The sequence below is a fragment of the Flavobacterium sp. GSA192 genome, assembly GCF_006386525.1.
GTDB classification, from domain to species: domain Bacteria; phylum Bacteroidota; class Bacteroidia; order Flavobacteriales; family Flavobacteriaceae; genus Flavobacterium; species Flavobacterium commune.
Genome location: NZ_VAHC01000002.1, coordinates 179,065 through 202,397, shown reverse-complemented (window position 1 = coordinate 202,397; position 23,333 = coordinate 179,065). Strand labels below are relative to the sequence as shown.

Genomic DNA, 23,333 nt, shown 5'->3' with positions numbered 1-23,333 from the left:
AATGAATTTACAATTTCCTATTACTATAGAAAAACTTGATTTTTCTATAGTTGATTTAGAGACAATATCTAATCCTCGTTTTTCCTGCTCCTATATGCAGATTAACGAGGATGATTTTTATTTGAAAGTAAATGAAGTAGCCAACTACAGAGTCCAAAAAGGCAATATCATTAAAATTTTCCCTCATAAAAATTCTGATATAGCCTCTATCAAACTGTTTTTAAATGGTTCAGTTTTGGGTGCTATATTGCATCAACGTGCTACACTACCCTTTCACGGCAGCTGTTTTGAATACGACCAAAAAGGTATTATGATTTGTGGGGTTTCGGGTGCCGGAAAATCATCGGTAACAGCCGCTTTTTGTAAAAATGGAGCACAATTCATCAATGATGATATTACCCCAGTGGAAATAACTGATGAGTCCACCACCATCATTCCTATCAAAACTAAAATTAAACTATGGGATGATTCTTTAGCAAAATTAGACATAGTCACTAATGATTTAGAAAAAATAAGACCTAGCTTAGAAAAGTTTTACCTGCCAGTTGAAAAAGACTTCAAGAAACAACAAACGCTGCATCACATTTTTGTCCTCAGCACCCATACTAAAAATGATTTTGAAAGTTTTGAATTAGAAGGCATGGCCAAATTTAATACTTTACGCAAACAAATTTACCGTAAAATCTACTTGAAAGGCATGCCAGAAACCGAAAAAAAATATTTCAAGCAACTCTTCCTTTTGGTAAAAAACGTTCGAGTTACTCGAATTGTTCGTCCACAACTGGCTGAAATTTCTACTACCATGGAATACATTAAACAACAGTTGGAGGAATGAAAAAGAATATTGTTTGGCTGGCTTCTTATCCTAAATCAGGAAATACCTGGTTCAGGATGTTTTTGGCAAATTACTTAAAAAATAGTGTAACAGCCATCTCTTTAGAAGAAATTGAACGTACGCCTATTTCCAGCGATGCAGTTGGTTTTGAAGAAATTAGCGGTTTCAATCCTTTTGAACTTAGCCCAGACGAAGTTGATCTCTACCGCCCAGAAATGTACCAGTACTTGTCTGAAAACGAGGAAACCGAAGCGGGTATCCTGTATAAAAAAACCCATGATGCCTATATTCATAACGTACATAATATTCCATTATTCCCAAAAGAAGTAACTAAAGGAGCCGTTTATTTTGTTCGCAATCCGCTGGATGTCTGTGTCTCTTACGCCAATCATGCAACAGCTAAAATTGAACGAACCATACAATTTTTACAAAATGAAAAGGCAGAGATTGCTGGAAAAAAATCGGGACAATTAAGACAAATTATGTTTTCCTGGAAAAACCATATTAAAAGTTGGCAACAACAAGATCAAATCCCGGTTCATATTGTACGCTATGAGGATATGAAACAAGATCCTATAAATACTTTTGGTTCCATTATCCAATTTTTAGGAATAGTATATGACGAAGAACGTTTAAAGAGATCCATTATTAACAGCGATTTCACACTGTTACAACAAATGGAACAGGAAAAAGGATTTAAGGAAAAACCGCAAAATAGCAAAGGTTTTTTTAGAGAAGGAAAAACAGGTAACTACAGAGAACATCTAAACGAAGAACAAATAAAACAATTAGTTACCTACCATTATGATACCATGAAGGAATTCGGGTATCTTGATGCACAAGGCAATTTAACTATATAATAAAAATGGAAAAATACAGCAGAAACGAACAAATTATTGATGGTGAACTAGACGACAACCAAGTAATGATGCACTTGGATAAGGGCAAATATTTTGGATTAGATCCTGTAGCTAAAAGAATATGGGAATTAATCGAAGAACCTAAAAACATTACAGAAATTACTTCCGCTTTATTAGAAGAATTTGAAGTATCTGCTGAACAATGCAAGCAGGAAGTAAAAATTTTTTTAGACAAAGCCATTCAATTTGATATTATAAAAAGTGAACTTGCTTAAAAAAATAATACAACTACCATTAGAAGAAAAAATACTGTTTTTAGAAGCGGTATTTTTTTTGTTTTTCTCTAAGGTTTTTCTTTTTTTGCCTTTCAAGTTTTGTATTAGGCAATTAGATTCTATTGAGAGTTTACCTCAAAAAGGAGATCCTATTTTGCTAAAAAAAGTGCAACTAGCCGTTGCCAGAGCTAATAAACTAGCTTTTTGGCAAAACATTTGTTTGGTCAAATCTTTTGCTGCCCGGTTTATGCTGCAACGCAGGCAAATTGGTTCAGTAATGCACTTAGGCTTACAATTCAAAAACAATAAAGAATTAGTAGCCCATGCCTGGTTGGTTGCCAATGAAATCTATGTTACCCCTAAAGGAAGAACCCGTTACAAAGAAATATTTAGTTTTTAAAACAATTATTTTCATTTCAACAAAGAAAAAATCAGATTATAAATAATACATTAACCCTATAAATAAGTCCATTAAAATCCGAACGCATGAGTTTCATTTACGGTATTATCAATTTAGACCAAAAAGCAGTAACAACACAAGAAATTGAAGCATTGGCTACTGCTGTCAAATGGAAGGAATTTCAAGAAAATAATACTACAATCGCTAATAATTATGCTTTGGGCTATTGCCATCATACGGAAAGAGAACCTAATGCGGACATTTTTGAATATGAAAACCTCATCGTTCTTGCTGATATCCGAATTTATAATATACCCGAATTACAAAATCATTTTTCTTTTACATCTCCCGAAGAAGCTTTTACTAAAGCATACTTAAAATGGGGTATCGATTGTGCCAATTATATCAATGGGGATTTTGCTGTAGTAGTTTTTGACCAAAATAAAAACGAAGTACACTTATTTCGCGACCATATTGGTACACGACCTCTAACCTATTGGTTTGAAAACAACCAACTCCTATTTGCTTCGCATGAATTTGGTTTAGCACAATCTAAATTAGTTACTACTGCTCTTTCTGAAGAAAAATTAATTATCGATTTTTTTCAACAAAAGAGAAATTATTCCCAGACTACATTCGAGAATATATATAAAATAATTCCAGGGCATAGCGTTAGTTTTTCATCTAATGGAAAACAGCAAACTAAATATTGGAAACCCGAGCAACTTAAAAAGAACAAAACACTTACTTTTGATCAGGCAGTTTTACAATTGCGAAAACTACTTCTTGAAGCTACCGAAAAGCGCATCGAATCAGGAAAAACAGGAGTACATGTAAGTGGTGGTCTGGATTCTACCGGAGTGGCAGCCATATTAGCAGATGCTATTGAAGACAAATCGCAACTTATTGGTTATTCCTGGACACCCGAAAAACTGGATATTGAATTTGAAGGAGTAGATGAAAAAGTATTGATTGAAACTTTTGCAACTGAAAAAAAAATTACAATTAATTACCAGCAATTAAAAGAAAATGAATTAAGTAAAGACTTCATTCTTCCTGAATTTGAACGAATGTCTATTGAGCATCCAACGATGCAAATGGCAGGAAAAGATCAAGTAACTACCATTTTTAGCGGTTGGGGTGGAGACGAATTTGTTTCACTAAGTACCCGTGGTATTTACAATCATTTGTTTTTTAGTCTCAAATGGAAAACACTTGGTCGTTTTGTTTTAAAATCAGGCATAAAACCAAGTATTATGCGGTTTAGAACAGAAGTTTTGCCGGTATTAATTCCTTTTTTGCCAACATATCGTTCTCAATACTGGTCTATACTTCGTTATACACAATTTCATTTTATTGGAAAACATTGGAAAAAAATATTTTTAAATCGTTCCAAAAATATTTTTGGTTATGGAAATCGAACACAATTCATGCTCAATTTATTGCACAACTACCATATTCCAGATCGTATGGACAGTTGGTCATTACACTCCGAACGTTATGGATTTGTGTACAAATATCCGTTATTGGACAAATCAGTTTTAGAATTTTGGTTAAGCATGCCTATCGAATATACCTATTGCAATATGCAATCCCGTTTTTTATATCGGGAAGCCATGAAAGGAATTTTAACGGAATCTATTAGAGTCCGTAAAGATAAAGGGGAAGGATTAAGAATTGCTTATACCCAGAAAAATAGAACAAATGATAGAGAATATATAAAGAAGCTTTTCCTATCCATCTCAGAACAAGAACATATACCTTTTTTTAATCAAGAGGCAATAATAAAAACATTTCATAAAACTAATAAGAAACTGCATCCGAGAAAAAAAAGAGAAAGAGAAAATATTTCTCTTTTATATCTTCGCTATGTTGCATTGACAAAAAAATACCTTTCCTAAATGTATACTAGAGAAATTTTACACAAGCGCCATCGTTTAAGTCACCAACAAATTGACCGTTGGCTGAGTGAAAATCGGTCTAAAGAATTTTTGAAGGAAAAAATGCGCCATCTAAAAATGGTGCGAAATTTTATTAGTGTTACGGATTTGTTGAGAGAAAACAAAATTCCTTTTACTTCTTTAAAAGGTCCTTTGCTTTCTCATCGTATTTATAATGATCCGACAGTACGATTTTCACACGATATTGATCTTCTAATTGACGAATCTAAAATAAATGCTGTCATAAAACTTTTTCTAAAGAACAACTATAATTTAACAGAAGGTGCTTTTTGGCCTGAAAAAAAGTCACAACAAGAGCTGGTAATTAATAATGGTCATCATATTTCTATTTATAATAAAGAACTTAGATTGTGTGTAGAAATACATTGGACACTGATGCACACACTTCCAGTATCTCAAAAAAAAATTAAACAAATTGTTGCTCAAAATCAAACGGAAGTATTTTTTTCTGGTCGGAAATTCACGATTCTAAATCCAGAATTTGAGCTATTATTTCTTTTATTACATGGTTCTCGCCATGGATGGGAACGTTTGAAATGGCTGGTTGACATCAAAGATTATCCATTTGAAAAACTAGACATTGAGGCTTTTAAAAAACTAGTAAAAACATTTAATGCAGAACGAATCATTGGTCAAACTAACTTTTTATTAGAAAAATTTTTCGATAAAAGATTACCAAACACTATTGATCAAAAACAAAATAAAAAATTAAATCAAATTGCTATTGCATTTATCGAATCGGAAAATGTATTACAATATACAAATGAAGAAGTAAAACGTATCTATCTCAATTATTTTTTAATGTTTCCAGGGCTAGTTTACAAATTTCAAACTTTGCTCAATATTCTATTCAGAATAGAAGATATCCGAGCCATAGATTCACCATTCAAAATAATTTATTATATCTATAGACCTTATAGTTTTATAAAAAGAAGAATACTAAATGCGTAAAATCTTTTATTTTAAAAAGTTTTATGCTGTTTTTACATCACAATCCTATCCGATAATTACACTATTCTTCATTAATCTATTTTGGGAATTAATCTAAATACGTATTTAGAAATTTTAAAAAGCTCTCCATATTATAATTTAGCAAGCTTTAGAGCTTGTTTAACTGCCTTCAGTTGAATATATTTTGAAAGCCAATGTTTATTACCGCGAGAGAAAAAAACTTCTTATAAATGACTTATTTCAGTTTTGAAGTCAATCATTTTACTTAGATGCTAAATTTGGCTTAAACTCAATAGAAAACTCTATTTTTTATATTATTTAATTCGTCCTTTTAGACTAATTTTATTCCCTGGTAATCCAAATAAAAAATAAAATTTATCCATAAAAAAATGCCTTCAATTCAAATTAGAAATGAAGGCATTTTTTAAACTTTAAAAGAAAGAATTATTTCTTTTCTTCAGCTTTAGTTTCTGATTTAGAAGAAGCTTTATACTTCTCATTCAAGGCTTTAATGATTTCTTTAGTGATATCATACTTATCTTCAGCATATAGAATAGAAGCAGCATCTCCAGTACCGTAGATATAAGAATAACCTTTTTCTTTTCCGTAATCCTTAATAAATTTCTTAACTCCTTTAATAAGCGTATCCATTTCTGCACCACTTTCTTGTTGTAATTGTTGTGCCAAAGCTTGTTGAGCATAACCCAATTGTTGCTCTCTTTTTTGCAATTCAGCTCCTCTTTTTTGAGCCCATTCCTGACCGTTTGCCTGAGCCTGCGATTGGAAATTAGCAGCATCCTGCTTAAAACGATTAATCTCAGCTTCTAACTGTCTTCCTTTTTCCTCTGATTGTGCTTTATACTTTGCTTCAAGATCTTTTGCCTCTGTATATTCTTTCATTAATTCCGAAGTATCTACATAAGCTGTTTTCACTTCTTTAACTTCGGCAGTTTTGTTACAAGCAACAACTGAAATAGAAATTGCGATAATTAATAATACTTTTTTCATTTTAAATTAAATTGTGTAATTGATGTGTTGGTAGCAAAAATATAAAAAAATAGATAGCATCCTATAAAAGGCTGAAAAAATGGGAAAATTTTACGGTATTAGATTTTATTATTAATAAAACGAAAGCTATAATTTAAAGCTATAAAAAACGAATTAAATAGATTGAAAATAAAGCCAAAATAAAAAACAGACAATAAAGTTTACCGTAAACACCAAAAAAGCCTCTAAAAAGGCTTTAAAATAAGTTTTAGTTGTTTTTTAAGACGTAAATCAACGAAGAATACTCCGAATTCTGTTTTGCTTTCCAATTCGATTGTAATCCGATAAAAAATGCTTTAATAAAATTCATTTTTCCGTTTTTATATTTTTCTGAAAGCAAACTAACATAAAACGAATCAAACTTCATAGGAAGTACTTTTTCTAATTTCATATTTTCTTTTTGAAAAAGTATTTGGATTGCTTTTTTTGAAAAATGCCAAAAATGGATTGGCACATCAAAAGCAGCCCAAAAAGTTCCATAATGTTTTGCGTCGAAAGATTTAAAATTAGGAACAGCAATAATTAAAGTTCCTGTTGGCTTTAGCAAACGTTTTAATTCTTTAATCTGAAAATCCAAATCGGGCACATGTTCTAAAACATGCCACATGGTTATCACATCAAAAGAATGACTTTCTAATGCAGTTGTATTTTCTACAAATGAAATTCCTTTATTGATTGCAATTCCTTTAGCTCTATCGCTAGGTTCAATTCCAACAGTTTCCCAACCGTCATTTTTAGCAACAGTTAGAAAATCTCCTGTCCCTACTCCTATGTCTAAAATTCGTCCTTTAGCAACTTGCTGAGAATTGATTAAATTCAATTTGTTTTTTAAGGCGATGCCTTTTACAAAATGATATGCTTTTTCAAATAAAGAACGTTTGTTATCTGTATGCGAAATATAATCTTCGCTTTCATAATACTTCCCTAAATTTTCTAAACTAGGTTGTGGATGCGTAATTAACATATCCAAATCTTCATCGTGATACAATTCGAAAATTTCTTTAGAAACAGAATGGTCTTTAACCGTAAGGAAATGCTTTTTATTTGAAATATCCATTTTTTAGTTTTCAGTGGTTGGTTTAGAATGAGGTAAAATTTTATACTAAATTTTAAAAAAGAGTAATAAATCGAAATCTATTACTCCTAGTTTTTTTATTTTTAAAATCACTTTTCTTAGTAATGACAAGGTTTTCGAGCGTAGTTTCACGTGGAACAATTAAAGTTAGAGGATTGAAATTAGAGGTTAGAAGTTTACAATAATACTTCCAACCTCTAACTTCAGACTTCTAACTTCATATTATCTTCCCATGTAAATCAATAAAACCGAAATATCGCTAGGTGAAACTCCGCTAATTCTTGAAGCTTGTGAAATAGTTACTGGACGAATTTTATTTAATTTTTGTTTAGCTTCAATAGACATTGATTTAATTTTATTATAATCAAAATCGGCTGGAATTTTCACATCTTCTAGTCGAGTCAACTTATCTGCATTATTTCTTTCCTTTTCGATATAACCAGAATACTTCACCTGAATTTCGGCTTGTTCCAAAATTTCTTGGTCCAAATCATTTTCTGCTACATAAGCTTGAACTTTTTCAAACTTAATCATATCCTCCAAATCAATTTGTGGACGAGAGAAAATCTTAAACATCTTATCTCCCTGAGAAATTGGTGCGCTTCCTTTAGATTCCAAAATTGGATTGGTCTCTCCTATCGAAACACTCGTTTCCCTGAAAAATGAAACCATTTTTTCTGATTCATTAAGTTTACGTTCCATTCTTCGTAAACGTGCTTCTGAAGCCAAACCTATTTCATACGACATTGGTGTCAACCTAAAATCGGCATTATCCTGACGCAACAAAGTTCTGTATTCTGCACGAGAAGTAAACATTCTATATGGTTCTTCTGTTCCTTTCGTGATTAAGTCGTCAATTAAAACTCCAATATAAGCTTCATCTCTTTTCAAAATTAATGGTTCTTTTTCATGCACTTTTAAATGCGCATTAATTCCAGCCATTAATCCTTGAGAAGCCGCTTCTTCATAACCGGTAGTTCCATTAATTTGTCCGGCAAAATACAAACCTTCAACCAACTTCGTTTCCAAAGTATGTTTTAATTGTGTTGGTGGAAAATAATCATATTCGATTGCATAACCTGGTCTAAAGAATTTCACCTTTTCAAATCCTGCAACAGAACTCAAAGCTTTAAATTGAATATCCTCAGGAAGCGAAGTAGAAAATCCATTCACATAAACCTCACAGGTATTCCATCCTTCTGGTTCTACAAAAAGTTGATGTCTTTCTTTATCAGCAAAACGATTAATTTTATCTTCAATAGACGGACAATATCTTGGACCAAGACTTTTAATTCGACCGTTGAACATTGGCGAACGATCAAAACCTTCTCTCAAAATATTGTGAACTTCCAAAGAAGTATAAGTCATGTGACAAGATCTTTGGTGCGTCAATGGCGAAGTCAAATCAGAATATGAAAACTTATCAGGTTTAGCATCTCCTTTTTCTTCATTCATTTTCGAATAATCCAAAGAGCGACCATCAACACGAGGGGGTGTTCCGGTTTTCATTCTGCCCGCTTCAAATCCGGCTGCAATCAAATCTTCCGTAATTCCGTATGCAGCACTTTCTCCTGCTCTTCCTCCACCGAATTGTTTTTCTCCAATATGAATCAATCCGTTCAGGAAAGTACCATTGGTCAAAACCACCGATTTGGAACGAATTTCAATTCCAAGAGAAGTTCGAATTCCTTTTACTTTTCCGCTTTCAATAATCAAACCTTTTACCATTTCCTGATAAAAATCAAGATTTGGAGTTCCTTCCAACATCATTCTCCATTCTTCGGCAAAACGCATACGGTCACTTTGAACACGCGGAGACCACATGGCTGGTCCTTTCGACTTGTTCAGCATCTTGAATTGAATTGCAGTCCTATCAGAAACAATTCCCGAATAACCTCCAAGCGCATCAATTTCACGTACAATTTGACCTTTGGCAATTCCACCCATTGCAGGATTACAAGACATTTGGGCTATGTTTTGCAAACTCATTGTAACCAACAAAGTTTTCGAACCCAAATTTGCAGCAGCAGCAGCAGCTTCACAACCTGCGTGACCAGCGCCCACAACAATTACATCATACTCTTCTAGAAACATTTTTTTATATTTTTCCTGAACACAGGACTTAAATTAAAACCTAAAACATCAAACGTTCCACGTGGAACACTCATCTTTAAATTCAAAAAATAATTTTACTGTTCCACGTGGAACATTGCTATTTTTTCATCTTCCTTAAAACGCATCAATCGTTCATCCTCTTCTCCCTTATCTTTATAACCGCAATAATGTAAAACTCCATGAACCAAAACACGCTTCAATTCTTCTTCAAAAGAAACATTAAAATCATTAGCATTGTCCTGAACACGTTCAACAGAAACAAAAATATCTCCATTTAACTCATTTCCTACCGTGTAATCAAAACTAATAATATCAGTAAGTGTATCGTGATTTAAATATTCTAGATTGATTTTATGAAGATAATCATCATCGCAAAAGATATAATTAATCTCTCCTTCCTTCTTTTTCTCAGATGCGATTACAGCCGACAACCAAGTAGAAATAGCTTCTTCATTATCTAAATTAAAGTCGTTTTCGTAATTAAAATTTATCATTTTGTTTTAAAATATTCTTGAACCTTGCGGTTAAAATTGGAGCGCAAAGGTAATGATTGTCTGTTTAATATCTCTATGCTATTCATATATTCTAACAAAGAATTAGGTAAAACTCTTGAATGATTAAGAAATTCTTTATCATTGGTTTGCGATTGTCTTTTATTTTCTTCTCCTTGTTGCTGAACCGCATTATTTAATTTTAAGAGCTCCTGCTTTAAATTCAACACTTGTTGAAGCGTTTCGTTTTTAAAACCTTTATTCAATAATTGCTTTTCAATCTGTTTCATTTGCTCTAAAGCATTCTGACCTTTACTTCCTAAACCTTGCCTTTTTAATTCACCATCTAAAGCTTCACGCAGTTCTTTCTGCTCTTTGTAAATTTCCATTATAGATTTGGCATCACCTTCTCCGCCTTTACCATCTTCATCGCCTTTACCAGAATTAGGTTTCCCTTCTTTTCCTTCTCCGGGTTTAATTCCTTTTTTAATTTTATCTCCTAAGCCTTGTTGCTTCGAAATAATATCAGGCAACTGCATACCTTCTCCTTGACCCGGTTTAGGTTTTCCCTGTCCCATAGAAGACAAAGACATTTGCATATTATTCAGCATTTCACTTAGAAAATCTCCTAGTTTATTTGCAGAAGCTATCACATATTGCTGATGAGAAACTCCTTTAGGAATTTCAGAATCGGATAATTTATCAATAGCCTTATCAATATTGTACTGAACATTTCCAACTTCTTTCGTAATATCTTCAGTGAATTTTGGATTTCGTAAAGACATTGCAAACAAACTATCATCAACATGTTTGAACTGAATTCGTAAATCCTGTTGCAGTTTTATATTTTTATTAAAAGCTGGAGAAGCAGAATTAAGAGATTTAAAATTCAACATTACGGATTCCTGCGAAAGAGAAAAAGCCAATAAATTATCTAAGATTTGGCGCAGCATTTTAACGTCTTCTTCCAGCTGTTCCATCTCGGCTCCGTCCATACCCTGATCCATTTTCATAGCCATGGATTTCATTTTCTTAGAAGCACTTTTCTGATTTGGCTTTGCTTTTGAAGCATTGTTTTTTTGCAATTCTTCTGAAGCCTTCTTCAAATCTTCGTCAATACTTTTTTCAGTTTTATCATCTTTAGGAATGTCTAAAGGTGATTTTAACTGTTTATTGTCTTTTTCTAGATCATTCAAATCTTCTTGAATTTTATCAAAATCCTTATTTATTTCTTGTTGTTTAGCATTAGTATTTTCCTTTTCATTCTCTGAAAGTTTATCTTGCTTGTCTGATAATTTTTCTAATTTATCAGCTATTTGTTCTGCCTTTTTTTGAACGTAATACTTCTTAGTCAATTCGACTAATTGTTGTAAATTCTTAACCTGATTTTTACTCTTCTGTTTAAACTGATCTAACTTTTCGAGTAAATCTTCATTCTTCATTTTATCATTTAGTGCTTTTAATTCGTCTAAAAGTTTTTTATTTTTTTCTAATTCCTCATTGTTATTATCAAGACGTTTTTCCAATTCTTTTTTGAAATTATCCTCAGGTTTTGATTTAGATTCATCTAAATTATTTTTCATTTTATCCATAAAGTTGCGCATCATTTCATCCTGCTTCTTTTGCTGTTGAATAAAATCATTTATTTTTTGTTGGTCATTGAATTCAAAATTTTCTTTTTCTTTTCCTGTTTTCTGAATCTTATCCAATTGTGAAAATTGCTTGTCCTGACTCTTTAATGATTTCTGTAAACCTTGAATATTATCATTTTGTTGTTGCAAAATTAAATCCTGCTTTTCCTGAACAGTTAGAATTCGATTAGAAAAAACCGCTGATTTAGAACTTTTGAAATGATGTAAAACATCATTATCAAAAACTTCAAAATAATAATCATAAGTTACTCCTTCAACAACAGAAAGATTAGCTGGAAATGAAAAAACAAATTGATCAAAAACTCCCGACTTAATAGCAATTGTTCCACGTTTAGCAGTAGCCGGTTTATTAGATTCATAATAGACCACTTGTAATTTTAACAAACCATTATCATCCCCTATTTTCCCTAAAAGATAATTGGTAACTAACTTCAAACTATCAGGAGCCTGGTTAACTGTAATCGTTGGATACTGATCTTTGATAACAGTAAGCTGATAATTGAGTTTTTCGAAGTTAGAAACCATATTATTTGAAGTAATAATCTGATAATCTGTGTTTTCTATCACTTTTTTTGATAAAACAAAATTGTTTTCTGATTTTGCAAACGGATAAACCGTGTTTGCATTAGAAAATAACACTTTTTGGGTTGCTTGTGTACTCATTCTCCAGGTTACCAATGTTCCTTCGGGAATAATGGCATTTCCTGTACCTTTGATAATTTCAGCTTTTCTATTGAGATGCGAAGGGAAATTCAATTGCATTTCGAAATTTAAAATAGAAGGAACAGCCACAACTTTTAATTCATAATCATCAGATGAAACTGAATTTCCTTTAATATAAAAAGAAACATTTTGAGTAGGCTTCTCAATCTTAAACTCAAATTCACCTGGTTTGGTATTCTCCATAAAATAACTTTCATCATCAATGAAAATCATCACATTTTCAGGAATTACTTTACCCACAGTTTTTACTTTAACAATAAAATCTTTGTTTTGCTCCGTTTGTAAACTAGAATTCAAAAGCACAAATTCAAAAGGAGCCGGAGGCAAAAAAGAAGCATTAAAATGCACTACCCTATTCAAACTTTGAGTCAATATCGATTTATTTCCTGAGATATAAAAAGCAGCAAACAATAAAAAAGGAATCAGAGCAAGTGGTAAATACTTTTTATTCGAATTAAAATTAATCGCATTAGAAAAAGGAATAGGTTGTAAAGCATTAGCTTTTTGTTCTATTGAAGCCAAAAGCAATTCGGATTTTGCCGTGTTATTTTCAGGATTTGAAAGCTGAATAAAATTAAGCAGCTTATCTTTTACATCCGAAAAATGATTCCCAATAATAGCCGAAGCCTCATTGTAATCAATTCCTTTTTGAAATTTAAAAAGTTTAAATATTGGAAATACAATAAAACGAAAAAGTAAAAAGATTTCTACCCCAACAAAAGTCCAAAACAAAATGGCTCTTCCTGTAGGCTTTAACCAAAGGAAATATTCAATAAAAAGTGTAAAAAGAAAATACAACAAACCAAGCCCGATAAAGAAAACCACTCCTCTTATCAACTCGTTTAAATAATACTTTCTAATAAAAGCTTCTAATTTTTGATATATAAAATTGGAACTATTCAAGGTAATTTTGCTTTATAATAACCCATAAAAGTAATAATTATAACATTATCAAATTCAATGACAATAAAAATGAACAGCTTGTTATTGAAAAACTTCTAACTTCTAACTTCTGACTTCTAACTTCTAATTATCTTTGCTACAAAATTTATAAAAAATGTCAAACCCAATTCGTGTGCGTTTTGCACCAAGTCCAACGGGACCTTTACATATTGGCGGAGTTCGTACTGCCCTATTTAATTATTTGTTTGCCAAAAAAAACGGTGGAACTTTCTTTTTAAGAATTGAAGATACCGACCAAAACCGATTTGTTCCCGGTGCAGAACAATACATCATGGAAGCCTTGGAATGGTTAGGAATTGCTCCTGATGAAACTATTGCAAAAAATGAAAAATTTGGTCCTTACCGTCAAAGCGAAAGAAAAGAATTATACAAACAATATGCTGACCAACTGATTAATTCAGGTTGGGCATATTATGCATTTGATACACCGGAATCATTAGATGCAAACAGAAAAGCGGAAGAAGAACAAGGAAAAACATTTATCTACAATCATACTAACAGAGAAAAACTGGATACTTCTTTAGTAATTTCCGCTGAAGAAACAGCTAAAAGAATTGCTAACGGAGAACATTATGTTATTCGATTCAAAACTCCTGTTGACGAAATTTTACATTTAAAAGACATCATTCGTGGTCATGTAAAATTTGAAAGTAATCTTTTAGATGATAAGGTTTTGTTTAAAAGTGACGGAATGCCAACCTATCATTTAGCCAATATTGTTGATGATCATTTAATGCAAACTACGCATGTAATTCGTGGTGAAGAATGGTTGCCATCGATGCCTTTACACGTTTTATTGTATCATGCATTTGGCTGGGCCGCTCCTGAATTTGCTCATTTACCTTTGATTTTAAAACCTGTTGGAAACGGAAAATTATCAAAACGTGATGGCGATAAATTAGGTTTTCCGGTATTTCCATTAGAATGGAAAACGGATGAAGGCATTTCTTCAGGATACAGAGAAAACGGATTTTTTCCGGAAGCTGTGGTTAACTTCTTAGCTCTATTAGGCTGGAATGATGGAACAGAACAAGAGTTATTTTCTTTAGAGGAATTAGTTGAAAAGTTTGACTTGAACCGAGTTAATAAAGCTGGTGCCAAATTTGATCCGGAAAAAAATAAATGGTTCAATCATCAGTATTTAATTAAGCAAAAAAATGAAGATTTGGCGAAAGCCTTCGCTCCTATTCTTAAAGAAAAAGGGTTCTCGACTTCGCTCGAACTGACAACTAAAATAGTTTCCTTGATAAAAGAAAGAGCAAATTTTGTTTCTGAATTTTGGGATTTGAGTGATTTCTTTTTTGTTGCTCCAACTGCTTATGAAGAAAAAGCAAAGAAAAACTGGAAAGAAGAAACACCTGCTTTAATGCAAGAATTGATTTCAGTATTAGAAGAAATCACCGATTTTACTTCAGTAAATATTGAAACTATTGTAAAAGATTGGTTAACTAAAAACGAAATTGGAATGGGTAAAGTAATGCAACCTTTCCGTTTGAGTTTAGTTGGTGCTTTGAAAGGACCTCACCTATTTGATATTGTGGAAATAATTGGAAAAGATGAAACAATTTCAAGAATTCAAAAAGCTATTGAAACTATATAAACTAAAAAGTCCCGATAATCTCGGGACTTTTTTTATAAATAAAGAAGAATATTTCCGTTTAGAATTCCTGGATTTCCTTTAAAATGATAACCCAGATTTTTAGTGTTCAAATTCCCCAGCATATTCGAAATTCCGTATTGATAGGAAACATTTAATCTAAAATGTTTGGCTCCAGCTGTAATTCCAACCGTTGGATAAAAATTAAATTTACCGATATCAGTTATATGTTTGGCCAATAAAGTAGTTCCTGAAATTATATTATTTTCCTTATCAGCATCAATTTTAAATTTTCCGTTTACCTGAACCAAAGGGCCAAATTCAATTGATAAATGATTGTCGATTAAAACATAGCTCAATTGTAAAGAAATTTGAGCTGAAGGTAATTTGTAATTCACATCTTCACTGATTATAAGCGATCGATTTGTGGCTACAGAAAAATTGTTTTCAGAAAATTGAATAGCATAGACCATATCCCAATTATCATAAAAATTACCTCGTATTGAAAGGCCGGCATTCCAACCCATTTCAGGTTTTGTATCAAAATTAGTAGTGTTTAGAGTAAATTGATTTACTCCTCCTTGAATTCCAATTCTATTGGAATCGCGATAACCGTATTGCGCGAAACAAAATACTGAAATTAGGAGAAAACAAAAAGTTAATGAAGACTTTATCATAATGTGAATTTTAACTGACACAAACCTAAAGTTTTTTTGTAATTTAACAGAGAAAATTTAACTAAATATACAACTTATGAACACTTCATTTATTTTTCTGTTATTTATTGCATTCTTTATTTTGCTTTCCTCCTTCTTCACCGTTAAACAACAAACGGCTGTAATTATTGAACGTTTTGGAAAATTTTTAAGTATCAGACAATCCGGTCTTCAACTTAAAATTCCTTTAATTGATAGAATTGCCGGACGTGTGAATCTAAAAATCCAACAGTTGGATGTTATCATTGAAACCAAAACTAAAGACAATGTATTTGTAAAATTGAAAGTTTCGGTTCAATTTATGGTGGTTAAAGAAACCGTTTATGATGCATTTTACAAACTAGAATATCCACACGATCAAATTACTTCTTATGTATTTGATGTGGTTCGTGCCGAAGTACCTAAATTAAAATTAGATGATGTTTTTGAACGAAAAGATGATATTGCTGTTGCAGTAAAAAGTGAATTAAACGAAGCCATGACAACTTACGGATACACAATCATCAATACTCTGGTTACTGATATTGATCCTGATATACAGGTAAAAAATGCGATGAACAGAATTAATGCTGCCGACAGGGAAAAAACGGTAGCTGAATATGAAGCCGAAGCTTCGAGAATCAGAATTGTAGCTAAAGCCAAAGCAGAAGCTGAAAGCAAGCGTTTACAAGGACAGGGTATTGCCGATCAAAGACGTGAAATTGCCCGTGGATTAGTAGAAAGTGTGGATGTTTTAAACAAAGTTGGAATTAATTCGCAAGAAGCCTCTGCCCTGATTGTGGTAACTCAACATTATGATACATTGCAAGCCATAGGTGCAGATGCTAATTCTAATTTGATTTTACTCCCTAATTCTCCACAAGCCGGAAGTGAAATGCTGAACAATATGGTCGCTTCTTTTAGTGCTTCGAATCAAGTGGGTGAAATGATGAAGAAAAATAAAAAGAGTACTCCTAAAAAAGCAGAACCAAAATTTGAAGAACCCGAAAATCCTCTAGAAGAAACAGAAGAATCGGATGAAGTATAAATTACAAACGAAAAAGAGGCTTAATTGCCTCTTTTTTTGTTCCTAAACCATTTTATAATAATTGGTATCACTAATCTCAATATTGTGCCGTAGGAACTAAAAAAAGTGCTTTTTACAGTATCTACAACATTAGAAGTAATATTTAAGAACGAAAAACTTTTCTTCGTTTTTTGAACACTTAAAACTAACTTTTGATAGCTGATTTCTTTTTCAACTTTTAAAATTTCAAGTTCCCTATCAATTTGAGCATAAGAAGAATATTTTTTTGTTTGCATAATAATTAGTCGTTAAAAAATATTTCTGAAAACTTCTCTAAAATAGGTCCTTCCACAATTTTATCTCTAACTAAGAACAATAAAGCTGTTAAAATAACATAAATTAAACCAACGGATAGAAAACCAAGGGTATAGCTGCCAAAATAATTTCCAATAGCAAATGCCAATGCTATAGAACAAAATAACAAAACCATACATATACAAAGCAAAATCAAGGTGAACTTAAAAATCATTGTAGTTGATTTCATAGCCATCTTAAACGCTAATAATTTGTAGTAAGAAAGATTCTTTTCTATATAATCTTTAGTTTGTTCCTGAATATTCTCAGTATGTTCTTTTAACTCATCAAAAGCCATAGTTTTTTATTTCAATATTATAAAAGAAATTATTGTTTATGAAGTTTAGCATTTTGTTCTTTCAAATCAGCTAATTTTTTTTCTAAAAAAGTAATAACATCTTCTGTTTTATAACTCATATTAGAAACTAAATTTTCATAAGTATCTTCTAAATCAACTTTTGCATTAGCTAATTTAGCTTTCATATCTTTTTCAAGATCTTTATATCCGTCTTTAATTTTTTTTCTTGTTTTTTCTCCTTTATCCGGAGCAAACAAAATTCCTAATACAGCTCCTATTGCAGCACCACTTGCAAGAGCTATTAAAGTTTTTCCTGTACTACTTGCCATAATATATTATTTTTAAGTTTCTTATAAAGATACTAATAAATTTAAAAAAAAATCTTCATAAATGTTATTATAAAAAAGTTAGAATATTTTTCATTATTTAAAATTATATAAATAGCATTCTATTTTCTTAATCGAAGTCTAAAAAATGGTAAAAATTAAAATAAAGCTTTGTATTAAACGAAAAAACAAAGAATGAATATTTTATCAAAGCTTTTAAAAAAACGTTTTAAAATTAAAATATGAAAGCCATTTTTAATTATAAAATCCTATATATTTTAAATTAAAAATAGATTTTAATAATAATAAAAAAAAGCGCTTAATCAGCGCTTTTTGATAGTTATAATTTATTTAAAAATTCTTCAATAAATTCCTTCTCTCTTTCGGTAGAACTTTTTGGAGGATTGGCCTCTAGTTTTAAAATTTCATCTTTAAAAGAATTTCTAAAGTCCAAATCATAATCCAAATGATTTAAATTTAAAATTGCTCTTGACCGAACAAAAGTGGATTCACTTCTAAGAGACATTGTATATAATTTATGCAGCTCTTCTTTATCATAATCTGAAGATTTTAAAGGAGCATATTTCAAAATCAAATTGGCAAACAACAATGAACTTTTATTATTGTTGATATTTTTCTTTAATGAATTTTGCAATAAACTATAATTAGAAATTCCGGCTAAAGTCTCCCCTATTGCTTTTCTAATGGCAATACGCTCTTCACGCGTTTCCACTTTAAAATATTTATTAATTTCTTTTAAAGAATTATTGATACTGTTGCTGTCTTTTTTTCCTTTTTCTTCCCAGGCATCTTTTAGTCCAACAGTCTTGTTAAATACTAATTTAGAAGCAGTTGAATCTTTATCAACATTAAAATAACCCAAACGTTGAAACTGAAATTTATCGCCAGAAACTGCTGTTTCTAAACTTGGTTCAACAAATCCTTTTATAATTGATAAGGAATTTGGATTGATAAAATCAAGAAAATTTTTCTCTTTATGACTATCCGGTGCTTCATCAATAAACAAACGGTCATACAAACGAACTTCGGCTTCAACAGCATGTTTAACTGAAACCCAATGCAAGGTTCCCGCTACTTTACGTTTAGAAGCTTCTGTACCACTTCCACTCAAAGAATCAGTATCATAAGTTACATGAATTTCAGTAATATTTCCGTTTTCATCTTTTACAACACTTTCTCCTTTAATGATATAGGCATTTTTTAAACGCACTTCGTTACCTAAGCTTAAACGGAAAAATTTAGCCGGAGCCACTTCTAAGAAATCTTCTCTTTCAATATATAATTCTTTAGAAAATGGTACTTTTCTAAAACCAGCACTTTCATCTTCCTGATTGTTTTCGGCATCCAAAAGTTCTTCTTTTCCTTCAGGATAATTAGTAATAATTACTTTTACGGGATCTAAAACTGCCATAACTCTTGGAGCAGTTTTATTCAAATCGTCACGCAAACAAAATTCTAATAACGAATAATCAATGATATTTTCACGCTTCGCAACTCCAATATTTTCACAGAATTTTCTAATTGAAGCAGCTGTATAACCTCTTCTTCTTAAGCCGGAAATAGTTGGCATTCTAGGATCATCCCAGCCATTCACCACATTTTCCTGAACTAATTGTAATAGCTTTCTTTTACTCATTACAGTATAATTCAAGTTCAAACGGGCAAATTCATACTGATGTGGTCTTACTAGATTTTCATCATAAATTTGGTCTAAAAACCAATCATATAATTCGCGGTGCATCACAAATTCTAAAGTACAAATAGAATGCGAAATTTGCTCTAAATAATCACTTTCTCCATGAGTATAATCATACATTGGATAAATACACCAATCATCCCCTGTTCTATGATGTTCTTTGTGTAAAACACGATACATAATAGGATCACGCATCAACATATTAGAAGAAGCCATATCAATTTTAGCACGTAAAATATGTGTTCCTTCTTCAAAATCACCGTTTTTCATTCCTTCGAATAAAGCTAAATTTTCTTCTACAGAACGATTTCTATACGGACTATCAACACCTGCTTGACTTGGTGTTCCTTTTTGTTCCGCCATCGCTTCAGACGATTGACTATCAACATAAGCCTTTCCATTATTGATTAAAAGAATAGCCCAATCATATAATTGTTGAAAATAATCAGAAGCATACAATTCTTTATCCCATTGAAATCCTAACCATTGCAAATCTTCTTTGATTGCATCTACATACTCTTGTTCTTCTTTCGCAGGATTGGTATCATCAAAACGAAGATTTACCGGAGCATTGTATTTTAAGCCCAAACCAAAGTTCAAACAAATAGATTTTGCATGCCCAATATGTAAATATCCATTAGGTTCAGGTGGGAAACGAAATCTTAATTTATTTTGAGGAAAACCATTCGTTAAGTTTTCTTCGATAATTTGTTCTATAAAATGCAGTGATTTTTCTTCGGTTGACATAATTTTATTAATTGAAGGACAAAGGTAAAAAAATAGATGATAGATAATAGACTTAGGGATAATAGACTTTGAATAATATTTATTAGTATTTTTGTATAAATATTGAAAGTTATGAGACAATTAACTGTTACAATTCCAGACGATTTTTACGAAACTTTTGTTAGTTTCTTTAAACATATTCCTGATGTTTCTATAGATGAAAACATTGAGAATGAAATTCCGCTGTGGCAACAAGAAATGGTTTTAGAACGAATGAAAAATGCTAAACCAGAAGATTATCTACCATGGGAAGATGTTAAAAAAGAATTAGATGAAAAATGGTTAAAATAAAATTTAAAATCATTGTTTCAGCTAGAGCCAAAGAAGAAATTAATGAAACTGCTTTATATTATGAATCTTTAAAAAAAGGATTAGGTAAAACTTTTTATAAAACAGCTTCCAAATATATTGAAACATTAAAAACAATTCCTTTTTTTGAAGTTAAATACAATGTAATTAGAACTTTACCTTTAAAAAAATTCCCTTATACCATTCACTTTACAGTTGACGAATTAGAAAAAATAGTCTCCATACAAGCCTTAACCTCCAATTATCAAGACCCTAACACCACAAGATTAAAATTATAAAAATGGAAACTATTAAATTAAAAAATATCCGCACTTTTTCCTACCACGGATGTTTAGTTGAAGAAGGAAAAATAGGTTCTGAATACACTGTTAACTTAGAAATTAAGGCCAATTTACAGCAATCTACCCAATCAGATGAATTAGTTGATACGGTAGATTATGTTCACTTAAACCGTATTGTTGTGGAAGAAATGGCTATTCGTTCCAAATTATTAGAACATGTTGCCAAAAGAATTAACAAAAGAGTTTTAGCTGAACTTCCAATGGTAATGAAAACCATAGTTGAAGTTTCTAAAATCAATCCTCCTATTGGTGGTGATGTTGAATCAGTTACCATTATACTAGAAGAAAGCAGAAGTTAAATTCCAAATCTTAAAAAAAAATCCAAATTTCAAAGTAATACGATTATGCGTTTTATTTAGAATTTGACATTTGGAATTTAGATTTTTTATATTACATTTGCAGTCCATTAAACAATGGCGTCGTGGCCGAGCGGCTAGGCTGGGCTCTGCAAAAGCTCCTACTCCGGTTCGAATCCGGACGATGCCTCAAAAACCTCTAAAGCAGTTTAGAGGTTTTTTTTATGTCTAATTTTTAAGAAAAATTAAGTAAAGTTTAGGTTCGAATCCGAACACTAACTCAACAAATTCTAAAACAATTTAGAGTTTTTTTTATATCTAATTTTTAGCAAAAATTAATCAAAACATAGGTTCGAATCCGAATGATGAATTGATTTTTTTAATTTTTTTAAAGTTGAAAAAACTAATTTATTATAAAGTCATAAAACTTCCAGTAAACAACATCATAATTTGATAACAAAGAATTATCATAGTAAATATTAAAGGAAAATTTGTTTTTTCATTCCAAATAAAACTTAAAAAGTTATACTTTTCCTCATACTTTAATTTTACTTTAAATCTTAAAACTTTGATTAACAATGAAAATATTGGAATTGATGTACTAAATTTTAATAATTGTAATAATAAAAATATTACTGCATCTTTTTCATAAATATTACTTAAACATTTTAAGATAACTATTAGAATAAAAATAAAAAGAATTTGAAGTTTTACATTGTTATATCTATTAATAACAAAATAAATTAAAGCGTTTAAAAGGATAAATATTATTATATAAATAATTAACATTATAATTTATTTAATATTAGTTTAACTCTTTATTATTTTTTATAAAATCAATTATTTAAACAACTACTTTTCAATATTCTCTAAGGCTTGTTTTACCATTTCTTTTTCTTTTGGAAACCAACCCTGAGTGATTAATACCACTCCAAAAACCATCAAAACGATACTAATTCCTTTTTTAATTTTTAAAATATTAGAAGGAGTCATCTTAGTCTTTAATTGTTTGGCTAATATAATTTTAATACAATCTACTAATATATAAGTGATAATTACAGTACTAAAAAATGTAATCATTCTTGAGGTTTGCATGTCTAATTTAGGGCCTACTGAAATAATTACAGCTAACCAAAAACCTAAAACTCCAATATTGATAATATTCAAAAAAAGACCTTTTATAAATAGACCTAAATAGTCTTTTTTAATAATTTCATTATCAATTTTTTTAGTATTTATCCTCTTTTCTTTGTGCAAACTTATATACGAAATAACTCCATAAGCAAGCATTAAAATACCTCCAAAAATGAAAAGTGCTGGCTTATCTTTCAAACTTTGAATCAATCTAAAACTACCCAAATAAGCAATGGCAATAAAAATAATATCACCTGTAACTACTCCTAAATCAAAAACAAGAGCGGCCCTGAATCCTTTTATTATACTGGTTTCTAGTAAAATAAAAAAAACAGGGCCAATCATAAAGCTCAAGAAAATTCCCCAAGGAATCCCTGATAAAATATCGTTAATCATTAATTTTAGAATTTATTAAAGAATAAAAATACATTTTTTTTATTCTTTTTCTTCAATTTTTCCTCCTAAAATTGTTTCTTGATTAATTTGTTTTGGCTTTCCATAGATAGAAACAGTTCCTCCAGCTTTTACTTTTGCATCGACTAGAGTACTTGCATTAATTTCGGCATTTCCTCCAGCTGAAAGACTTACAGTGGTTTGTGAGGTAAGTAAATTTTTAGATTTTAAAACACCACCTGACATGATAACTACATCTTGATTCACTGCTTCACCACTCAATTCGATAATCCCTCCCGTAACTGCTTTTACATTTACTTTTTGAGCATCTACTTTTAAGTTAATTCGTGCTCCTTCTTTAGCATTCAAATCAAAAATAGTTTGTTTAAAAACCGCATCACTGGAAATTGAAGAACCTTCATTAGCCGTGATATCATCAATATTTTTATAATATAATTTGATCGAAATAGCATCTCCTGACAACAATTTAGGGAAAGGCATTCTTAATTTTAACTCCCCGTTATTGTTAACAACCTCTATTTCTTTTTCTCTTGTTCCGCTAATAACAACCTTGTTTTCAGTTGAAGCTATTAACTTAACACTCAGTTTATCAAATACTTTTAAAGCATTAAAATCACCTAATTTTTTTGTTACTTGAGCAAATGTTGCTTGTGATACAATTGCAATTGCTACTAAAAATACTTTTTTCATT

Annotated in this window: 23 protein-coding genes and 1 tRNA gene; 12 read left to right on the top strand and 12 right to left on the bottom strand. The window is 30.9% G+C overall.

Features of this window, described 5'->3' with window-relative positions; translation table 11 throughout:
- The first annotated feature begins 1 nt into the window (after position 1).
- From FDM27_RS04980 to FDM27_RS04955, 6 genes are all read left to right on the top strand, one after another.
- Positions 2-835, top strand: a complete 834-nt coding sequence (locus FDM27_RS04980; protein WP_140485434.1) for a hypothetical protein — start codon at positions 2-4, stop codon at positions 833-835.
- Entirely contained in the window at positions 832-1,695 is an 864-nt protein-coding gene (locus FDM27_RS04975; protein WP_140485433.1) for a sulfotransferase domain-containing protein, read from the top strand. Before FDM27_RS04980 ends, FDM27_RS04975 begins: the two co-directional genes overlap by 4 nt.
- A gap of 5 nt (positions 1,696-1,700) precedes the next feature.
- Positions 1,701-1,970 carry a PqqD family protein gene (locus FDM27_RS04970; RefSeq protein ID WP_140485432.1) on the top strand — a complete coding sequence of 90 codons (270 nt, stop codon included), beginning with the start codon at positions 1,701-1,703 and terminating at the stop codon, positions 1,968-1,970.
- Positions 1,957-2,370 (top strand): lasso peptide biosynthesis B2 protein, encoded by a 414-nt coding sequence (locus tag FDM27_RS04965; RefSeq protein ID WP_140485431.1) that lies wholly within the window; start codon positions 1,957-1,959, stop codon positions 2,368-2,370. The genes FDM27_RS04970 and FDM27_RS04965 overlap by 14 nt, the downstream gene beginning before the upstream one ends.
- An 86-nt stretch (positions 2,371-2,456) precedes the next feature.
- Entirely contained in the window at positions 2,457-4,271 is a 1,815-nt protein-coding gene (locus FDM27_RS04960; RefSeq protein ID WP_140485430.1) for an asparagine synthase-related protein, read from the top strand.
- Positions 4,272-5,282 carry a nucleotidyltransferase family protein gene (locus tag FDM27_RS04955; protein WP_140485429.1) on the top strand — a complete coding sequence of 337 codons (1,011 nt, stop codon included), beginning with the start codon at positions 4,272-4,274 and terminating at the stop codon, positions 5,280-5,282.
- A 444-nt stretch (positions 5,283-5,726) separates the two neighbouring features.
- Here FDM27_RS04955 and FDM27_RS04950 read toward each other — a convergent pair whose 3' ends face one another.
- The 5 genes from FDM27_RS04950 to FDM27_RS04930 all read right to left on the bottom strand — a co-directional run bounded on the left by FDM27_RS04950 (position 5,727) and on the right by FDM27_RS04930 (position 13,288).
- Positions 5,727-6,290 (bottom strand): OmpH family outer membrane protein, encoded by a 564-nt coding sequence (locus FDM27_RS04950; RefSeq protein ID WP_071184376.1) that lies wholly within the window; start codon positions 6,288-6,290, stop codon positions 5,727-5,729.
- Positions 6,291-6,537: 247 nt separating this feature from the next.
- Positions 6,538-7,386 (bottom strand): class I SAM-dependent methyltransferase, encoded by an 849-nt coding sequence (locus FDM27_RS04945; protein ID WP_140485428.1) that lies wholly within the window; start codon positions 7,384-7,386, stop codon positions 6,538-6,540.
- Between the two features lie 240 nt (positions 7,387-7,626).
- The gene (gene mnmG / locus FDM27_RS04940) at positions 7,627-9,498 is read right to left on the bottom strand and encodes a tRNA uridine-5-carboxymethylaminomethyl(34) synthesis enzyme MnmG (protein WP_140485427.1); all 1,872 of its coding nucleotides are present in this window, start codon (positions 9,496-9,498) and stop codon (positions 7,627-7,629) included.
- A gap of 95 nt (positions 9,499-9,593) precedes the next feature.
- Positions 9,594-10,013 carry an rRNA maturation RNase YbeY gene (ybeY, locus tag FDM27_RS04935; RefSeq protein ID WP_140485426.1) on the bottom strand — a complete coding sequence of 140 codons (420 nt, stop codon included), beginning with the start codon at positions 10,011-10,013 and terminating at the stop codon, positions 9,594-9,596.
- Entirely contained in the window at positions 10,010-13,288 is a 3,279-nt protein-coding gene (locus FDM27_RS04930; protein ID WP_140485425.1) for a hypothetical protein, read from the bottom strand. Before FDM27_RS04930 ends, ybeY begins: the two co-directional genes overlap by 4 nt.
- A gap of 154 nt (positions 13,289-13,442) precedes the next feature.
- Here FDM27_RS04930 and gltX point away from each other — a divergent pair, with 154 nt between their 5' ends.
- Positions 13,443-14,948, top strand: a complete 1,506-nt coding sequence (gene gltX, locus FDM27_RS04925; protein WP_140485424.1) for a glutamate--tRNA ligase — start codon at positions 13,443-13,445, stop codon at positions 14,946-14,948.
- Positions 14,949-14,980: 32 nt separating this feature from the next.
- Here gltX and FDM27_RS04920 read toward each other — a convergent pair whose 3' ends face one another.
- On the bottom strand, positions 14,981-15,622 hold the full coding sequence (locus FDM27_RS04920; protein WP_140485423.1) for an outer membrane beta-barrel protein: 642 nt from the start codon (positions 15,620-15,622) through the stop codon (positions 14,981-14,983).
- Positions 15,623-15,698: 76 nt separating this feature from the next.
- Here FDM27_RS04920 and FDM27_RS04915 point away from each other — a divergent pair, with 76 nt between their 5' ends.
- Entirely contained in the window at positions 15,699-16,688 is a 990-nt protein-coding gene (locus FDM27_RS04915; RefSeq protein ID WP_071184369.1) for an SPFH domain-containing protein, read from the top strand.
- Between the two features lie 20 nt (positions 16,689-16,708).
- On the opposite strand, the gene FDM27_RS16140 is transcribed toward FDM27_RS04915, so the two are convergent.
- The 4 genes from FDM27_RS16140 to FDM27_RS04895 all read right to left on the bottom strand — a co-directional run bounded on the left by FDM27_RS16140 (position 16,709) and on the right by FDM27_RS04895 (position 20,109).
- On the bottom strand, positions 16,709-16,963 hold the full coding sequence (locus FDM27_RS16140) for a DUF6327 family protein (protein WP_140485422.1): 255 nt from the start codon (positions 16,961-16,963) through the stop codon (positions 16,709-16,711).
- A gap of 5 nt (positions 16,964-16,968) precedes the next feature.
- Positions 16,969-17,319, bottom strand: coding sequence for a competence protein (locus FDM27_RS04905; RefSeq protein ID WP_071184367.1), 351 nt, complete (start codon positions 17,317-17,319; stop codon positions 16,969-16,971).
- 29 nt (positions 17,320-17,348) lie between these two features.
- Positions 17,349-17,648: a YtxH domain-containing protein gene (locus tag FDM27_RS04900; RefSeq protein WP_071184366.1), complete on the bottom strand. Its 300-nt coding sequence runs from the start codon at positions 17,646-17,648 to the stop codon at positions 17,349-17,351.
- Positions 17,649-17,985: 337 nt separating this feature from the next.
- On the bottom strand, positions 17,986-20,109 hold the full coding sequence (locus FDM27_RS04895) for a glutamine--tRNA ligase/YqeY domain fusion protein (protein WP_140485421.1): 2,124 nt from the start codon (positions 20,107-20,109) through the stop codon (positions 17,986-17,988).
- A gap of 111 nt (positions 20,110-20,220) precedes the next feature.
- Here FDM27_RS04895 and FDM27_RS04890 point away from each other — a divergent pair, with 111 nt between their 5' ends.
- From FDM27_RS04890 to FDM27_RS16030, 4 genes are all read left to right on the top strand, one after another.
- On the top strand, positions 20,221-20,439 hold the full coding sequence (locus FDM27_RS04890) for a hypothetical protein (protein WP_140485420.1): 219 nt from the start codon (positions 20,221-20,223) through the stop codon (positions 20,437-20,439).
- Positions 20,427-20,735 (top strand): hypothetical protein, encoded by a 309-nt coding sequence (locus FDM27_RS04885; protein ID WP_140485419.1) that lies wholly within the window; start codon positions 20,427-20,429, stop codon positions 20,733-20,735. The genes FDM27_RS04890 and FDM27_RS04885 overlap by 13 nt, the downstream gene beginning before the upstream one ends.
- Positions 20,736-20,737: 2 nt before the next feature.
- Entirely contained in the window at positions 20,738-21,097 is a 360-nt protein-coding gene (gene folB, locus FDM27_RS04880; protein WP_140485418.1) for a dihydroneopterin aldolase, read from the top strand.
- 116 nt (positions 21,098-21,213) lie between these two features.
- A tRNA-Cys gene (locus tag FDM27_RS16030) sits at positions 21,214-21,284 on the top strand.
- 662 nt (positions 21,285-21,946) lie between these two features.
- Here FDM27_RS16030 and FDM27_RS04875 read toward each other — a convergent pair.
- A complete protein-coding gene (locus tag FDM27_RS04875) occupies positions 21,947-22,624 on the bottom strand; it encodes a LysE family translocator (RefSeq protein ID WP_140485417.1) in 678 nt (225 codons plus the stop codon).
- A 39-nt stretch (positions 22,625-22,663) separates the two neighbouring features.
- Positions 22,664-23,332: a head GIN domain-containing protein gene (locus FDM27_RS04870; RefSeq protein ID WP_140485416.1), complete on the bottom strand. Its 669-nt coding sequence runs from the start codon at positions 23,330-23,332 to the stop codon at positions 22,664-22,666.
- Position 23,333: the final 1 nt, after the last annotated feature.

What these genes read in the sequence shown, in the direction of transcription:
- FDM27_RS04980 (WP_140485434.1), top strand. Translation starts at nt 2, where the DNA reads ATGAATTTACAATTTCCTATTACTATAGAAAAACTTGATTTTTCTATA.
- FDM27_RS04975 (WP_140485433.1), top strand. Translation starts at nt 832, where the DNA reads ATGAAAAAGAATATTGTTTGGCTGGCTTCTTATCCTAAATCAGGAAAT.
- FDM27_RS04970 (WP_140485432.1), top strand. Translation starts at nt 1,701, where the DNA reads ATGGAAAAATACAGCAGAAACGAACAAATTATTGATGGTGAACTAGAC.
- FDM27_RS04960 (WP_140485430.1), top strand. Translation starts at nt 2,457, where the DNA reads ATGAGTTTCATTTACGGTATTATCAATTTAGACCAAAAAGCAGTAACA.
- FDM27_RS04955 (WP_140485429.1), top strand. Translation starts at nt 4,272, where the DNA reads ATGTATACTAGAGAAATTTTACACAAGCGCCATCGTTTAAGTCACCAA.
- FDM27_RS04950 (WP_071184376.1), bottom strand. Translation starts at nt 6,290, where the DNA reads ATGAAAAAAGTATTATTAATTATCGCAATTTCTATTTCAGTTGTTGCT.
- FDM27_RS04945 (WP_140485428.1), bottom strand. Translation starts at nt 7,386, where the DNA reads ATGGATATTTCAAATAAAAAGCATTTCCTTACGGTTAAAGACCATTCT.
- mnmG (WP_140485427.1), bottom strand. Translation starts at nt 9,498, where the DNA reads ATGTTTCTAGAAGAGTATGATGTAATTGTTGTGGGCGCTGGTCACGCA.
- ybeY (WP_140485426.1), bottom strand. Translation starts at nt 10,013, where the DNA reads ATGATAAATTTTAATTACGAAAACGACTTTAATTTAGATAATGAAGAA.
- gltX (WP_140485424.1), top strand. Translation starts at nt 13,443, where the DNA reads ATGTCAAACCCAATTCGTGTGCGTTTTGCACCAAGTCCAACGGGACCT.
- FDM27_RS04920 (WP_140485423.1), bottom strand. Translation starts at nt 15,622, where the DNA reads ATGATAAAGTCTTCATTAACTTTTTGTTTTCTCCTAATTTCAGTATTT.
- FDM27_RS04915 (WP_071184369.1), top strand. Translation starts at nt 15,699, where the DNA reads ATGAACACTTCATTTATTTTTCTGTTATTTATTGCATTCTTTATTTTG.
- FDM27_RS16140 (WP_140485422.1), bottom strand. Translation starts at nt 16,963, where the DNA reads ATGCAAACAAAAAAATATTCTTCTTATGCTCAAATTGATAGGGAACTT.
- FDM27_RS04905 (WP_071184367.1), bottom strand. Translation starts at nt 17,319, where the DNA reads ATGGCTTTTGATGAGTTAAAAGAACATACTGAGAATATTCAGGAACAA.
- FDM27_RS04900 (WP_071184366.1), bottom strand. Translation starts at nt 17,648, where the DNA reads ATGGCAAGTAGTACAGGAAAAACTTTAATAGCTCTTGCAAGTGGTGCT.
- FDM27_RS04895 (WP_140485421.1), bottom strand. Translation starts at nt 20,109, where the DNA reads ATGTCAACCGAAGAAAAATCACTGCATTTTATAGAACAAATTATCGAA.
- FDM27_RS04890 (WP_140485420.1), top strand. Translation starts at nt 20,221, where the DNA reads ATGAGACAATTAACTGTTACAATTCCAGACGATTTTTACGAAACTTTT.
- FDM27_RS04885 (WP_140485419.1), top strand. Translation starts at nt 20,427, where the DNA reads ATGGTTAAAATAAAATTTAAAATCATTGTTTCAGCTAGAGCCAAAGAA.
- folB (WP_140485418.1), top strand. Translation starts at nt 20,738, where the DNA reads ATGGAAACTATTAAATTAAAAAATATCCGCACTTTTTCCTACCACGGA.
- FDM27_RS04875 (WP_140485417.1), bottom strand. Translation starts at nt 22,624, where the DNA reads ATGATTAACGATATTTTATCAGGGATTCCTTGGGGAATTTTCTTGAGC.
- FDM27_RS04870 (WP_140485416.1), bottom strand. Translation starts at nt 23,332, where the DNA reads ATGAAAAAAGTATTTTTAGTAGCAATTGCAATTGTATCACAAGCAACA.